Consider the following 15,203-nt stretch of genomic DNA (forward strand, 5'->3'; position numbering starts at 1 on the left):
GAAAATGATCGCATGAAGGGCGTAAGGCGCTGATATGAAACGGAGCGCTCGATTTTCCTCGACACTCGCATCAGCGCCGGCTGTTTCATGTACGTTTGGTGTGGCTTACATTGAAACACTACTTGAAACACGTCGGGCCAACGCTCAGGGAGGCGGGATGCCGGATCCGTCAAGCAGAGGTCAGCAGCGGCCGATTATCCTCGCGGTTGGCTTCAGCCGGCTTAAAGAGGTCTTCCGGGCCATTGTCCCGAGCTATGCCGCTGATGCCGATGTTCACATCGTCGATCGGGGCTTTGATGATGCGCTAGCCGCGATCCGCGACTATGAACGGGCGCAGGGCGTGGATGCCGTGGTCGCTGCCGGTTCCAACGGTGCGTTCCTGCGACGCCATCTCGCACTTCCCGTCATTCTTGTGACGCTGACCGGTTTCGACGTTTTGAAAGCGCTGGCGACCGCTCGGCGGCAGTCCCGGCGGATCGGGATCATTACCCATGGCACCACGCATCCGGAGCTGCTTGAGTTCCAGCAGCATTTTGGTCTGGAAGTGGAGCATTTCGCCTATGAGAGCGCGGCGGATGCGCAGCGCCGGGTGAGTGATCTCGCCGCCCGCGGCGTCCGGGCGATCATCGGTCCAGGGCTGGTTACCGATCTGGCGGAACAGGCGGGAGTGACCGGAGTATTCCTCTACTCCCGCGGCTCCGTCGAGCAGGCGCTCGACAGTGCGATCGAGATCAGTCGGATCGGTCGTATCGAGGCGGCGCGGCGGGAGCGGCTCGATACAATCCTCCAGCAACTCGATGAAGGCGTGGTCGCGGTGGATATGGAAGAGCGGGTGCAGTCGTTCAATCCGGCCATGGAACGCCTGCTCGGCATCGCTGCGGACCGCGTCGAGGGCCGGCGGCTGAGTCAGATCGCCACTCAGCTGGGTCTGCGCGATACGCTTGCCAGTGGCGCCACGGAGCTGGGCGGTGTGCAGCGGATTGGCAGCCGCACGCTGGTGACCAATCGCATCCCGATCCGAGAGCAGGGTGTTCAGACCGGTGCGGTCATGACCCTGCAGGATTCGGCCACTATCCAGCGCGTGGATCGCAGTCTGCGCTCGACCAACAAACCCCGTCAGTTTGCCGCGCGCTATGAGCTCGATCAGATCATCGGCGGATCGCGTCCCATCCGTGATGCCCGCGCGCTTGCCGCGAAGTACGCGGCGACGGACACCACGGTCCTGATCCTTGGCGAGAGCGGGACCGGCAAGGAGCTGCTCGCGCAGGGCATCCATAACGCCAGCAACCGCCGCGGGCATGCCTTTGTGGCGCTGAACTGCGGGGCATTTCCCGAGTCGCTGCTCGAGAGCGAGCTGTTCGGCTTCGAGGAGGGCGCATTCACGGGATCACGCCGGGGCGGCAAACCGGGGCTCTTCGAATCGGCGCATACCGGCACGATCTTCCTCGACGAGATCGGAGAGATGTCGCTGACCCTGCAGACCCGGTTACTGCGCGTGCTCCAGGAGCACGAGGTGATCCGCCTGGGCGCGACTCAGCCGACGCCGGTGGACGTGCGGGTGATCGCCGCCACGCACCGCGATCTTGCCGCCGCCGTTGGTGATGGAACATTCCGGCAGGATCTCTACTACCGGATCAATATTCTGCGCCTGGAGGTGCCGCCGCTGCGTGCCCGCATCGAGGACATCCATGATCTCGCGGACACCGTTCTGGCGAGGGCGCTCGAGCGTCAGGGGGCAGGCCACTGCGCCGGGGCGATCCGTGAACAGATCATGCCCGGTTTTCTTGCCTACCACTGGCCCGGCAACATCCGCGAGCTGGAGAATGTCATTGAACGGCTGGCGATCTTTGCCGGCGAGTTCGAACGGGGGGCGATGGACGGCGACCGCCTGCATCGACTCGTCCCGGAGCTTTTCGAGAAAGGGGCCGATCAGGCGTCATATACAACCGACCCACCAGATCAGACCGCCGAGATGGCCCGTATCCGACGGGTGCTCGATCAGTGCGGCGGCAACCAGACCGCCGCCAGCCGACGGCTGGGGATCAGCCGAAGCACGCTGTCGCGTCGGCTGTCCCGGCGATCATGAGTCGTGACGACGGAAGGCGAGCGTGGCGTTGGTGCCACCGAATCCGAAGCTGTTGCTGACCACCAGGTCGAGCGCTGGCTCGGCCCGTGTCTCAGTGACGATCGGATAGTCGCCGGCGGCCGGATCGAGGTGATCGACATTGAGCGTGCCGGCGATGAATCTCTCCTGCATCATCAGCAGTGAGTAAATCGCCTCCTGCACGCCAGCCGCTCCGAGGGAGTGACCGGTCATGGACTTGGTGGAACTCACGGGGGGACGGGCCTCACCGAAGACCGACTCGAGCGCCCGTAGCTCAGTGATGTCACCGGCCGGGGTGCTGGTGCCGTGGGCATTCACGTAGTCCACCGGATGGTCGGCATCAACGCCGGCCATCTCCAGCGTCTGTGTAAGACAACGCTGCGCTCCCTCACCGGAGGGCGCCACCATGTCATAGCCATCGGAAGTGGCGGCATAACCGACGAGTTCGGCGAGGATGGTCGCGCCGCGAGCCTCGGCGTGCTCGAGTGACTCAAGCACCATCATGCCGCCACCGCCGGCGATGATGAATCCGTCACGATCCTGGTCGAACGGTCTCGAGGCCCGCTCCGGGGTCTGGTTATAGCCGGTGGAAAGCGCCCCCATGGCATCAAAGAGCATGGTCAGGCTCCAGTGCTCTTCCTCGCCACCACCGGCGAACATGACATCCTGCTTACCGAGCTGGATCTGCTCCATGGCGGCGCCAATGCAGTGCGCACTGGTCGCGCAGGCTGAGGAGATGCTGTAGTTGATGCCCTTGATCGCGAAGGGGGTGGCAAGGCAGGCCGAGACCGTGCTGCCCATGACCTTCGGCACCGCGAAGGCGCCGATCCTGCGTACGCCGCGCTCTCGCAGGATGTCTGCGGAGCGCACCACGTTTTCAGTCGATGCGCCGCCAGAGCCTGCGATCAAGCCCGTTCGTGGATCGGAGACCACCGCCGGCGGCAGTTCCGCCTGATCGATCGCCTGTTGCATCGCTACGTAGGCATAGGCCGCGGCATCCCCCATGAAACGACGGGCGCGCCGGGGGACCGCCGCCTCGAGATCGATGTCCGGCCGACCCGAGATCTGGCTGCGCAGGCCACGCTCGGCATACTCGTCGTTGAAGCGGATACCCGAGCGCCCGTTGCGCAGGGCGTCGGTGACTGAGGCCGTATCGTTGCCGAGGCAGGAAACGATGCCCATGCCAGTGACTACCACTCGCCGCACGTGTCGACTCCCTTAGAGATTGCTCTGTGGATTCTGAAACAGACCGACCCGCAGGTCCATGGCCCGATAGATTTCGTTGCCATCCACGGTGACGAACCCATCGGCGATCCCCATGTTGAGCCGCCGACGGATCACGCGCTTGACGTCGAGCCGGTAGTGGACGAGGGCATTATCCGGCAGGATCTGGCCGGTGAATTTCACCTCGCCGCACCCCAGCGCGCGTCCCTTTCCTTCGCCGCCGGTCCAGCCCAGGTAGAAACCCAGCAGCTGCCAGAGTGCATCCAGTCCCAGGCAGCCAGGCATGACCGGGTCCCCGGGGAAATGGCAGCCAAAGAACCATAGATCGGGTTGAACGGCGAGTTCGGCCTCAACGCGACCCTTTTCATGCTCACCGGTGTGATCGTCGATATGGGTGATCGCATCGAACATGAGCATATTCGGCACGGGCAACTGGGGATTGCCCGGCCCGAAAAGCTCGCCATGGCCGCAGGCGATGAGTTCGTCATAGGTGTAACTGGATTGCTGATTCATGAATATCCGCAGGCCAGCGCTTCGGTGACATGGCCCTGGCATGTCGAAGCGCGGCGGCATTGAGGGAAGGGCTTGTTCGACCGAGCGACACTACTCACTGGTGACCGGACTCGCAACCGTTCGTCCCAGCCATTCATTGATCCGCCGACGGACACCATCGGTGTCGAGCCCAACCAGCTCGAGCTGTTCGTCACGCTCACCGTGATCGACAAAACGATCGGCGAGTCCAATCTGCAGGATCGCCGGCTGTTGATGCTGCGCCGCTAGTGTCTCGACAACCGCGGAACCGGCACCGCCCGCGATCATATTCTCCTCGAGGGTGATGATCGTGTCGTGAGCCTGTGCCATCTCAGAAATGCAATCCTCGTCAATGGGTTTGACAAAGCGCATGTTGACTACCGTGGCGTCAATCTCATCGCCGATCGTCTCCGCCGCCGCCAGCATCGTCCCGAAGGCGAGAAGGGCAACACCCTGGCCACGGCGGCGGATCTCGGCCCGGCCGACCGGCAGGGTCTCGAGCGATGTGTCGGGCACGACACCCGGACCCCGGCCACGCGGATATCGCACCGAGGCCGGTCCATCCACCGCCAGCGCCGTCGACAGCATCTGCCGGCATTCGCGCTCGTCTGCCGGCGCCATGACGGTCAGGTTGGGCAGGCAGCGCATGTAGCTGAAATCGAACATGCCATGGTGTGTCGCGCCATCGGCACCCACCAGACCCGCGCGGTCGAGGGCAAACACCACAGGCAGGTTCTGCAGGGCGATATCATGGATGAGTTGATCGTAGCCGCGCTGCAGGAAGGTCGAGTAAATCGCCAGGACTGGCTTTTCGCCCTCGCAGGCGAGTCCGCCGGCCAGGGTCACCGCATGTTGTTCGGCAATGGCGGTGTCGAGGTAGCGATCCGGAAAGCGTTCCGCGAACGCCACCAGCCCGGATCCCTCACGCATGGCCGGCGTGATCCCCCAGAGCCTGGGCTCGCGCTCGGCCATATCGCAGAGCCACTGACTGAAGACATCGGTGTAGGTGAGTGGCGCCGTGCCGCTGGCCGCCTTGATCCCCGCGGCCGGGTCGAATGCCTTCACGCCATGATAGGCGATTGGATTGGCTTCGGCCTTGGCATAACCCTTTCCTTTACGGGTCACGCAGTGAAGGATGCGCGGCCCGTCCATTTCACGCAGGCGCTCGAGCACAGTGACCAGCTCGTCGACATCGTGGCCATCCACGGGGCCAAAGTACTGAAAGCCCAGCTCTTCGAAGAAGGTGCCCGGGACGAGCATGCCCTTGACGTGCTCCTCGGCGAGTTTGGCGAACTCGCGCATGGGGCCGGGCATGTATTCGAGCATCTGCTTGGCCTCGGCGCGGACATTGCCGTAGACGCCACCGGCGAGCAGTCGGGCGAACGTCTTGTTGAGCGCCCCGACGTTTTCCGAGATGGACATCTCGTTGTCGTTGAGCACCACCAGTAGATCCGGGCGCACATCACCGGCGTGATTGAGGGCCTCGAACGCCTCGCCCGCCGTTAATCCGCCATCGCCGATCACCGCACAGGTCCTGCGGCCTTCGTTGCGGTTGCGGCTGGCGAGCGCCATCCCGAGGGCGGCACTGATCGAGGTGCTCGAGTGGCCGACACCGAACGTGTCGTAGGGGCTTTCGTCACGGACCGGAAAGCCTGCCGGTCCGTCGATCTTACGGACACGGCTGATCTCCTGGCGCCGGCCGGTGAGGATCTTGTGCGGATAGCACTGATGACCGACATCCCAGACCAGCCGGTCGAATGGCGTTTCAAGCACGTAGTGCAGCGCGACGGTGAGCTCCACCGAGCCCAGTCCCGCCGCCAGATGACCGCCCGAGCGCGCCACACTGTTGAGCAGAAAATCGCGGAGCTGTTCGGTCAGTCGGGGCAGCTGACTCTGCGGCAGCTCACGCAGGTGGGCCGGCTCGTCGATGCCCTCCAGAAGCGGGTAGGCACTCATGTCCATGACGTCTCCTCCACGTAATCCTCGAGCGCCTCATCGGGCCCGAGTGTCCTTTCGTTGACCAGCTGACCCCGCACCGAGATCCCCGCTTGATGGACGGTGTCTGGATCTCCCGAGACGAGCGGATGCCACCACTCGAGGGATGTTCCCTCATAGAGGCGGCGATACGCACAGCTGTGCGGAAGCCAGTGGTACTGGGCGACCTTCTCGACCGTCAGCTGGATGCAGTCGGGGACGCTCGCATGCCGATTGTTGTAATCGCTGCACTGACAGGACTCGGTATCCAGCAGCTGGCAGCCGATGCGGGTCGGGAAAACCTCGCCGCTGTCGGCGTCCTCAAGTTTGTGGCGGCAGCACTGGCCGCAGCCGTCGCAGAGTGCTTCCCACTCCGGCCAGGAGAGGTCGGCGAGGCGCTTGCGCTGCCAAAACGGACGATCATCAAACATCATATCCCTATCATACCGCCCATTCACCGTACTCACATCCTGTATAATCGAGCGCTTTTGCAGCCTTTCAGTCGTAATCGCATGTCGGACCACACTATCGCTACCCAGGCGGCCCGTCGCCGCACATTCGCCATCATCTCCCATCCCGACGCCGGCAAGACAACAGTGACAGAGAAACTGCTCCTGTTTGGCGGTGCGATCCAGCTTGCGGGCACGGTGAAAGGGCGGAAGTCCGATCGCCATGCCACCTCCGACTGGATGGAGATGGAAAAAGAGCGCGGTATTTCCGTGACCTCCTCGGTGATGCAGTTCGAGTATCACGACTGTATGGTCAATCTGCTCGACACGCCCGGTCACGCCGACTTTTCCGAAGACACCTACCGCACGCTAACCGCCGTCGACTCGGCGCTGATGGTCATCGATGCGGCCAAGGGCGTTGAGGATCGCACGATCAAGCTCATGGAGGTATGTCGGCTTCGCACCACACCGATCATGACGTTCATGAACAAGCTCGATCGCGAGGGTCGTGACCCGATGGATCTGATGGACGAGGTCGAGCGCATCCTGCACATCCGCTGCGCGCCGGTGACCTGGCCAATCGGTATGGGAAAGCGCTTCCAGGGCGTGTTCAACCTGCTCGATGATCGGGTGCATCTGTTTGGCTCCCACCACGCGGGGCGTATCCAGGCCGGTGAAACCATCGATGGGATCGACAATCCGCGACTCGATGAAGTCCTGGGCGATCAGGCGCAGGAATTACGTGACGAGGTCGAGCTGGTCCGCGAGGCGGGGAATACATTCGATCAACAGGCGTATCTGGCCGGCGAGCTGACGCCCGTCTTCTTTGGCTCTGCGGTGAACAACTTCGGGCTTGAGGAGCTTCTCAACCGGTTTGTCGAGCATGCGCCGCCGCCGCAGCCACGGGAGGCGGAGGGTCGCGAGGTCGTCCCGCAGGAAAAAGCACTGACCGGGTTCGTGTTCAAGATCCAGGCGAACATGGATCCCAATCACCGGGATCGGATCGCCTTTATGCGGGTCTGCTCCGGGGCCTTCGAGCGCGGCATGAAAATCCACCACGCGCGGATTGGCAAGGATGTGAAGATCGCCAATGCGATCACCTTCCTCGCCTCCGACCGGGAGCATGTAGAAACCGCGTATCCCGGTGACATCATCGGTCTGCATAACCACGGCACGATCCGCATCGGCGATACCTTCAGTCAGGGCGAGTCGCTTAAATTCGCGGGGATCCCCAATTTCGCCCCGGAGCTCTTCCGCCGCGCCGTGCTCAAGGATCCGATGCGCATGAAAGCGCTGCAGAAAGGGCTGGTTGAGCTCTGCGAGGAGGGCGCGTCGCAGTTGTTCCGGCCGCGGGTGAGTAATGACCTGATCGTGGGTGCGGTCGGCGCGCTCCAGTTCGACGTCGTCGCCCACCGATTGCGTACCGAGTATGGCGTCGACTGCCAGTTCGAACCGGTGAACGTCTCAACGGCGCGATGGGTATACAGCGACGACCCGCGCCAGCTGGCCCGCTTTGAGGAGCGTCAGCAAGAGCACCTCGCCGAAGATGTCTCCGGCGCGCTTGCCTATATCGCCCCGTCGCGAGTCAATCTGCAACTCACCGAGGAGCGCTGGCCGGACATTGAGTTCCGTGCCACCCGTGAGCACTAAGCCCTTGAAAAAGCGGCCGCCGCGTCGCCATGTCTGCCTTACGACTCGCAGACTGGAGACCTGGAATGATTCGATCGATACTCGCTTTCTGCCTGTTGGCGCTGCCGCTCGCCGCTCCCGCGCAGATCGTTGATGAAAACGGCGATGTACCGACGCTCGCACCACTCGTCCAGCGTGTCTCGCCGGCGGTGGTCAACATCGCGACCTCGGGTACCGTCGAAACGGAATCAAATCCATTGCTCAACGACCCGTTTTTCCGGCGCTTTTTCGATGTGCCCGACGAGCCGCGCCAGCGTGAGGTGCAGTCGCTGGGCTCCGGAGTCGTTGTCGATGCCGAGGCGGGCTATGTCCTGACCAACCATCATGTCATTGCCCAGGCCGATGAGATCACCGTCGCCTTCAATGACGGTCGTGAAATATCCGCTGAGATCGTCGGCTCCGACCCGGAGACCGATATTGCGGTGCTACAGGTCGATTCCGATACGCTCACGGCACTGCCGCTGGCCGACTCCGACGAATTGCGCGTCGGTGACTACACCATGGCGATCGGTAATCCCTTCGGGCTCGATCATACCGTGACCACCGGCGTTGTCAGCGGCCTCGACCGCACACTTCCGGGTAACAATGGCGCCCGCCTGCAGAGCTTTATCCAGACCGATGCCTCAATCAACCCGGGTAACTCCGGCGGTGCCCTGGTCAATCTCAATGGCGAACTGGTGGGTATCAATACCGCGATCCTCTCGCGCAGTGGCGGCAACATCGGGATCGGATTTGCGGTGCCCATGAATATGGCCCGCCAGGTCATGGACCAGATCATCGAATATGGCGAGGTGCAGCGGGGCGTTCTGGGCGTGCGCGTGCAGGATCTGACCGCAGAGATAGCCGAGGCCTTCGATATCGAGCGCAATGATGGCGCATTGATCGCGCAGGTCACACCGAATTCGCCCGCGGCGGAGGCTGGACTCGAGGCCGGCGACATCGTCACTGCCGTCAATGGCACCGCTATTGCCGATGCCAGTGCCATGGCCAACGCCATCGGCCTGCTCAAGATCGGTGACGAGGTGGATATCACGTTTGTCCGCAACGGTGAGTCGCAGACCGCCACGGCGACGGTTGCCGATCCAGCGGTGGGTCAGGTGGATGCCGATGCGCTGCATCCGGCGCTCGCGGGCGCCACTTTCAGCGAGCTTGATGAGCGCTCCCCGCTTTTTGGCAAAGTCGAAGGCGTGCTTGTGACTGATGTGTCACAGGGCAGCCGGGCCGCTGAGTATCTTCAGTCGGGCGATGTCATCACTTCCGTGAACCGCCAGACCGTCGAGTCGATGGAGGATTTCCGTGCCCGCACGGAAGACACCGAGCGGCTGCTGCTCAACATCCGTCGCGATAATGGCGCATTCTTTGTGCTGGTTCGCTGAGCGGATCGCCCGACCGGTACTGGCCGGTCGGGCGATCCATCCTAGGCCGTTTCCATCGACGGGTCGTAGCGACCCGCCCGGGCCAGCGAGTTCATCCTCGCCCGGTGTATGAACGCCTGCTGCGCGGCCTGCTTGTTCGCGTTGTCACCGGACCAGGCGGCCTGCACCGGATTCTGCAGCGCCCGACTGAATGAGAAACTGAGTACCCATGGCTTGGCGCCCTCAGCCTGATTGATCGCATTGAGGTTGGCGGTCGCCTCCTCACTGGTCTGGCCACCGGAGAGGAAATTGATGCTCGGCACCGCTGCCGGCACCGTCCGGCGAAGAACGCCCAGTGTCGCCTCCGCGCAGACCGCTGCGCTGGGCCGGGCATGGCGCTTGCCGGGCAACACCATGTTGGGTTTGAGGACGATGTATTCGAGCGCTACGTTATGCCGGCGCAGGGCGTCGAAAAGGGCGACCTGTGCGGCTTCGGTCACTGCTGCACAGCGCTCGAGGTCATGATCGCCGTCCATCAGTACCTCAGGTTCGACGATGGGGACCATGCCCCGCGACTGGGCGATGGCGGCGTAGCGCGCGAGTACCTCGGCATTGGCGTCAAGGGCCTGGCGGCTTGGCAGCGTTTCGGTGACGGCATAGAGGTTACGCCACTTGGTGAATAACGCTCCCTGCTCGAGATAACCATCGAGCCGGTCGCCGAGGTTGTCGAGACCCTGGGTGACCTTCTCACCGCTGCTGCCGGCGAGCTCAACGGTGCCCTTGTCGACCTTGATACCCGGCACGATATCTTGTGCCTCACAGGCCGCCGGGATCGCCATCCCGTCATCGGTGCGCTGGCCGAGGGTCTCTTCGAAGAAGATGACACCGCCGATGGACTCGCCGATCCCCGGCGTTGTCGCCAGGAGACCGCGATAGAAGCGTCGGGTCTCCTCGGTGGACTCGATGCCGAAGTCGGACAGTCGCTTGGTGATGGTGGGATAGCTTTCATCGGCGGCAAGAATGCCGCGGCCGGGGCGGGTCAGACGTTCAATGGTCTGTTGCATCTGTCCGATTCGGTCCATGGTCTCAATCCTCCTTCGCTGGTCATTTATTTAAGGGGTCATGATCGTTATCCATGTTCGCATAACGCCGCATCCAGCGACGCATGATCGCGAACATGAGCAGTGTAAACGCGCCGATTCCCGCGAGCACGATCAATCCAGTGATGTCGGGATCGAGCAGCAGGCGCTTGGTCTGGTTACCGACTGCGGCGATCGCCGCGATGCCCGGGACGGTGCCGATCAGTGTCCCGTTCACATACGGCCAGAAGCCGATGGAAGACGCGCCGGCGATCAGGCTCACCGCGTGGAAATGCGCAACCGGCAGCACCCGCAGGGCGATGACGATCATGGTGCCGTGCCGACCCGCCTGGGCATTCAGGCGTTTGAGTGTCCGCCCGCCGAGACGGTGCATTGGCTCCGCGCCAAGCAGGTGGCCGAGTAGATAACTGAAAAGGGCTGCGGCCAGTGTGCCGGCGCTGGCCAGTCCGAACCCGCCCAGCGGCCCATAGATGAGTATGGTCGCCACCACCATCACGGTGAGGGGAACGAACGCGATACCCGCGCCGATATAGAGCAGGATGATGGCCGGTACCGCCCAGGGTTCGGCACGCAGACGGGCGCCGAGGACCAGCAGCCGGTCAAGCTCGGTATAGGCGTTGAGGTTATAGAGCTCCCAGAGCGTGCCCATACCGATAATGAGCGTGACCGCGACCAGCGCCCGCCAGAGCAGTGGCCAGCGCCGACGGATCGCCGCCCGCCACTCAGACTCTGTCGGCATCGTCGCGTAGGATGCGGCCTCGGACCCGACGGATGCCGATGGCAACGCTGGCAATGACCACGGGGATACTCAATGCGGTGGCGATATCGCCGTTGGGAACGATCCCGCCGCGATCGAGACCATCGAAGGCGTAGGCGATCAGCGAGACGGTGTAGTAACTCAGGATGACCACTGAGAGGCCCTCGACCGTCTCCTGCAGTCGCAACTGCAGCCGAGCGCGGCGGTTCATGGAATCGAGGAGATCCCCATTCTGTGCCTCCAGCGCCACGTCCACCCGGGTACGCAGCAGGTTCGCGCCGCGACTGACGCGCTTGGAGATGCGCTCCAGTCGATCGCCGATGTAGACACAGGTATCGAGGGCCGGCGCCAGGCGCCGCTCCATGAACTCATCAAGCGTGCTGACGCCCTCAATGCGTTGCTCACGGAGCACACGTAGCCGTCGCCTCACCAGTGTTCCGTAGGCCTCGGTGGCACTGAAACGGAAATTGGTGCGCGCCATCAGTCGCTCGACGCGGGCCGATAGATCCGACAATGAAGTCAGCAGCTCGCGCTCATCCGATAGATCCGAGACGGTTGAGAGCTCATCCATGAGTGTCCCGAGCTGCGTTTCCATCTCGGTGATATCACTGGAGAGCTGGCGGGCCAGCGGGAATCCGAGCAGGGCCATGAACCGGTAGGTCTCGAGCTCGAGCAGACGCTGGACCAGTCGCCCGGCCTGCATGGCATTGAGGCTCTTATCGACCACCAGAAAACGCAGGAATCCATCGCTGTCGGCCATAAAGTCGGTCCATACCGAGGCCGCACCGCCACTGCAGTCACTGCCGGCAAGGCTATCCGGCTGGAAGTACTGACCGAGCGAGTCGATATCGGTATCAACGCTCGCCGCGTCCGCCAGTGTCACATGCATGGCGGCGAGCAGTTCGCCGGGCAGGCCGGGCAGCCACTGGCTGGGCAGACTGCTGATCGCCGGGTCGTCGAACGGAGCCGGCTCAGCACCATCAACAAAAACCGTGTAAGTGGAGAATTCGGTATGACGCTCCCAGCGTAGCCGGAAACCCCGTGCCTCGAGCGTGAAGTGACCGGCCTCGGCGTCAGGCGGGTCAATCTGCAGGCGCTCACAGAGCGAGGCCATGTGCGCGACCTCGGCGCTGCGCCCGCTGGTGCCGGTATGCATGACCAGATGCGAGACGCGTAGCGGTGTCGAGAGGCTCTCAAAGGGGCGCGCATGCGCCTCCCTGAGCAGTGTTTCCCGGAGCGTGTGGGTGGTGATGCCGGTTTTACTGACCATGGGGATGGCGGCCTTTTTCGCAGGTGGGCGCACGCTAGCGCCGAGCGGATTCGCAAGCAAGTAGCGTCGGCCCCGACGCGCGACGTATCCTTGCCGCATGGGACCAATAAACTTAGATGATAACCCGGTTGTGCTCACGATGCTCGTGGCCAACGGGCTTGGGTTCGTCGCCTATCTGCTGATCGGTCCGGCGATGATTGCAGGATTCGGGCTCTGGCCCCTCGGCACGGCAGCGCTCAGCGCCCAGTATGGCGGCGGTATCCCGGGCTTTTCAGTCTGGCAGCTACTGACCTATGGGTTTCTGCACGGCGGCATGCTGCATCTGTTCGTGAACATGTTCGCGCTCTGGATGTTCGGGACATCGCTGGAGCGTTTCTGGGGGTCCCGCCCATTTTTGACGTTCTATCTGGTGTGTCTGGTCGGAGCGGGGGTGATCCAGCTGTTCGTGGCCACCATGGCGGCGGATAGTGGCAGCGTCTATCCGACGATCGGCGCGTCCGGCGCTGTGTTCGGGATCCTGCTGGGGTTCGCGATGATGTTTCCCGATCAGCGCCTGATGCTGTTATTCCCGCCGATCCCCATCAAGGCCAAGTACTTCGTGATCTTCTACGGTGCATTCGAACTCTATGCCGGGTTCACCGGATCGATGTCGGGTGTTGCGCACTTTGCCCACCTCGGCGGAATGGCTTTCGGCTTTCTGATCATCACCTACTGGCGCGGGCGTCTGCCGATCAAGCCACAGCGTCGGTTGATGCGCTGAAGGTTGTCCACAAAAGCTGTGGATAAGACTGTGGATGGTTTCTCGATAAGTGGAGTGAACCCCTTATCTGATGCGGTGTCTGGACAAATTGTTCGATTATTCACCATCATAAGTCTTTCCATGAAAAACAATTACTTAAACAGTTTATCTGTTAATTATTATCGTCACATTCGCGCAAACCCCCGAGTTCCGCTGGACGGGTATTGGCCCTATGACGCTGCCCCGAAACTGTGCATAACCCAACCGAACGAGGACGAGACATAATGCAAACGACGTTTCTCGACCGTGACACACTGGATCAGGGCGATCTCGATATGGACGCGCTGTCCACGGTCTGCGGACGGTGGCACAGCTTCGGGCGGACGCCCCCAGAGTCGCTCGCTGACCGGATCGGTCACTCGGACGTGGTGATCACCAATAAATGCGTGATCGGAGCCAAAATCCTTGATGCCTGCCCACAGCTGGCGTTGATCAACGTCGTGGCAACCGGTGTGAACAACATCGATATCGATGCCGCCCGCGAGCGCGGGATAACGGTCACCAACTGTCAGGGTTATGGCACTGAGGCGGTCAGCCAGCATGCGATCGCATTGATGCTCGCGCTCTGCACACGTCTGATCGACTACCATCAGGCCGTTCAGGCCGGGCGATGGGCACAGTCACCGGACTTCTGCCTGCTGGACTATCCGATCCGGGAGCTCGCCGCGCAGACCCTGGTGGTGGTTGGATATGGTGATCTGGGGCGTGCAGTGGTCGACAAGGCACAGGCAATGGGGATGCAGGTCCTGGTTGCCGAGCGGCCCGGTATCGAGACACCAAGGGCAGGGCGGGTGACCTTCGCTGAAGGTATCGAGCGTGCGGATATCCTGACACTGCACTGCCCGCTGACCGAGTCGACGCAGGCGATGATTGGACCGGATGTTCTGCAGCGCATGAAGTCAACCGCGTTTCTGATCAATACCGCTCGCGGAGGACTGATTGACGAGCCCGCGCTGGCACAGGCCCTGCGAACGGGCGAAATCGGTGGCGCGGGGCTGGACGGCCTGTCGGTGGAGCCGCCGGTGGCCGGCAATCCGTTGCTCGCGCCGGGGATACCCAACCTGATCGTGACACCGCACAGCGCCTGGGGCAGCCGCCCGGCACGCCAACGCATCATTGAGCAGACGGTGGAGAATATCAGCGCGTGGCAGCGCGGTACGCCCACGCGCTGTGTGACATAGATAGGGGAGAGCGGCCATGACCGAGCCAATCATCGTCATTACCGGCGCTGGGAGTGGTATTGGGCAGGCGCTCGCGTCGCGCTATGCCGATCGGGGCTGCAACGTGCTGGCGATTGGACGACGTGCCGCACCGCTGGAGGCACTGGCATCGGCGCAGCCATCCATTCGCCACTGTGCGGCGGATGTAAGCACTGCGGGGGGTCAGGCCGCCATCCGATCGGCGATCGGCGGGTCGACCATCCGGGCGCTGGTCCATAATGCGGGTGTGCTGGAGCCGGTCGGGCCGTTACTGGAGCAGTCGAGTGACGCCATCCGCCAGCACCTTGCGATCAATCTGGAGGCACCGATAGCCCTGAGTGGCATGCTTCAGCCAATGATGGCCTCTGACGCACGGATCCTGCATATCTCCTCGGGGGCCGCGCATCGTGCCTTGCCTGGCTGGGGGGCTTATTGCATCAGTAAGGCCGCCCTGCACATGGCTTATGCGGTTCTCCATCAGGAGCTGAACGGTTCGTCGATCAGTGTCGGGAGCCTGCGGCCCGGCGTTGTCGATACGCCGATGCAGTCGCTGATCCGGTCACAGTCGGTTGAAGATTTCCCGGCGGTGGAGAATTTCCGCGCGCTGAAGGAAAACGATGCACTGACATCACCCGACCGGGTAGCGCGATTCATTGAGGCGGTTCTGAGCCTGCCAGCGGAGCGCTACAGCGCGGGGGAATGGGATATCCGTGAGCATTGGGAGACTGTTATTGGCGGATGATGCGTGGGAC

The 15,203-nt window shown here is 62.7% G+C and carries 13 protein-coding genes; 6 read left to right on the plus strand and 7 right to left on the minus strand.

What is annotated here, in order from left to right; translation table 11 throughout:
- The first annotated feature begins 157 nt into the window (after positions 1-157).
- Positions 158-2,086: a propionate catabolism operon regulatory protein PrpR gene (gene prpR, locus SPICUR_RS04420; RefSeq protein WP_023366468.1), complete on the plus strand. Its 1,929-nt coding sequence runs from the start codon at positions 158-160 to the stop codon at positions 2,084-2,086.
- On the opposite strand, the gene fabB is transcribed toward prpR, so the two are convergent.
- From fabB to SPICUR_RS04440, 4 genes are all read right to left on the minus strand, one after another.
- Positions 2,081-3,310, minus strand: a complete 1,230-nt coding sequence (fabB, locus tag SPICUR_RS04425; protein ID WP_041381672.1) for a beta-ketoacyl-ACP synthase I — start codon at positions 3,308-3,310, stop codon at positions 2,081-2,083. The two genes, prpR and fabB, sit on opposite strands and share 6 nt — an antisense overlap.
- Positions 3,311-3,322: 12 nt before the next feature.
- A complete protein-coding gene (gene fabA, locus SPICUR_RS04430) occupies positions 3,323-3,841 on the minus strand; it encodes a bifunctional 3-hydroxydecanoyl-ACP dehydratase/trans-2-decenoyl-ACP isomerase (protein WP_023366472.1) in 519 nt (172 codons plus the stop codon).
- A 90-nt stretch (positions 3,842-3,931) separates the two neighbouring features.
- Complete coding sequence (dxs, locus tag SPICUR_RS04435; RefSeq protein ID WP_023366474.1) at positions 3,932-5,821, minus strand: 1-deoxy-D-xylulose-5-phosphate synthase; 1,890 nt, start codon at positions 5,819-5,821, stop codon at positions 3,932-3,934.
- Positions 5,812-6,267, minus strand: coding sequence for a YcgN family cysteine cluster protein (locus SPICUR_RS04440; protein ID WP_023366476.1), 456 nt, complete (start codon positions 6,265-6,267; stop codon positions 5,812-5,814). Before SPICUR_RS04440 ends, dxs begins: the two co-directional genes overlap by 10 nt.
- A gap of 78 nt (positions 6,268-6,345) precedes the next feature.
- Between SPICUR_RS04440 and SPICUR_RS04445 the strand changes: the two genes are divergently transcribed.
- Both SPICUR_RS04445 and SPICUR_RS04450 read left to right on the plus strand, forming a co-directional pair.
- Positions 6,346-7,932, plus strand: coding sequence for a peptide chain release factor 3 (locus SPICUR_RS04445; protein ID WP_023366478.1), 1,587 nt, complete (start codon positions 6,346-6,348; stop codon positions 7,930-7,932).
- 68 nt (positions 7,933-8,000) lie between these two features.
- The gene (locus tag SPICUR_RS04450) at positions 8,001-9,347 is read left to right on the plus strand and encodes a DegQ family serine endoprotease (RefSeq protein WP_418064543.1); all 1,347 of its coding nucleotides are present in this window, start codon (positions 8,001-8,003) and stop codon (positions 9,345-9,347) included.
- Positions 9,348-9,388: 41 nt separating this feature from the next.
- Here SPICUR_RS04450 and SPICUR_RS04455 read toward each other — a convergent pair whose 3' ends face one another.
- From SPICUR_RS04455 to SPICUR_RS04465, 3 genes are read right to left on the minus strand one after another with little or no spacing between them, the layout of a single operon-like run.
- Positions 9,389-10,408 carry a class I fructose-bisphosphate aldolase gene (locus tag SPICUR_RS04455; RefSeq protein ID WP_023366482.1) on the minus strand — a complete coding sequence of 340 codons (1,020 nt, stop codon included), beginning with the start codon at positions 10,406-10,408 and terminating at the stop codon, positions 9,389-9,391.
- Between the two features lie 22 nt (positions 10,409-10,430).
- Complete coding sequence (locus SPICUR_RS04460) at positions 10,431-11,165, minus strand: TVP38/TMEM64 family protein (RefSeq protein ID WP_023366484.1); 735 nt, start codon at positions 11,163-11,165, stop codon at positions 10,431-10,433.
- Positions 11,149-12,453 carry a DUF3422 family protein gene (locus tag SPICUR_RS04465; RefSeq protein ID WP_023366486.1) on the minus strand — a complete coding sequence of 435 codons (1,305 nt, stop codon included), beginning with the start codon at positions 12,451-12,453 and terminating at the stop codon, positions 11,149-11,151. The genes SPICUR_RS04460 and SPICUR_RS04465 overlap by 17 nt, the downstream gene beginning before the upstream one ends.
- 97 nt (positions 12,454-12,550) lie before the next feature.
- On the opposite strand from SPICUR_RS04465, the gene SPICUR_RS04470 reads away from it, so the two are divergent.
- The 3 genes from SPICUR_RS04470 to SPICUR_RS04480 all read left to right on the plus strand — a co-directional run bounded on the left by SPICUR_RS04470 (position 12,551) and on the right by SPICUR_RS04480 (position 15,193).
- Positions 12,551-13,213, plus strand: a complete 663-nt coding sequence (locus tag SPICUR_RS04470) for a rhomboid family intramembrane serine protease (RefSeq protein WP_041381676.1) — start codon at positions 12,551-12,553, stop codon at positions 13,211-13,213.
- Positions 13,214-13,476: 263 nt separating this feature from the next.
- On the plus strand, positions 13,477-14,433 hold the full coding sequence (locus SPICUR_RS04475) for a D-2-hydroxyacid dehydrogenase (RefSeq protein WP_023366490.1): 957 nt from the start codon (positions 13,477-13,479) through the stop codon (positions 14,431-14,433).
- Between the two features lie 16 nt (positions 14,434-14,449).
- Positions 14,450-15,193 (plus strand): SDR family NAD(P)-dependent oxidoreductase, encoded by a 744-nt coding sequence (locus SPICUR_RS04480; protein ID WP_023366492.1) that lies wholly within the window; start codon positions 14,450-14,452, stop codon positions 15,191-15,193.
- Positions 15,194-15,203: the final 10 nt, after the last annotated feature.

Origin of the sequence: Spiribacter curvatus (genome assembly GCF_000485905.1) — a bacterium.
GTDB classification, from domain to species: domain Bacteria; phylum Pseudomonadota; class Gammaproteobacteria; order Nitrococcales; family Nitrococcaceae; genus Spiribacter; species Spiribacter curvatus.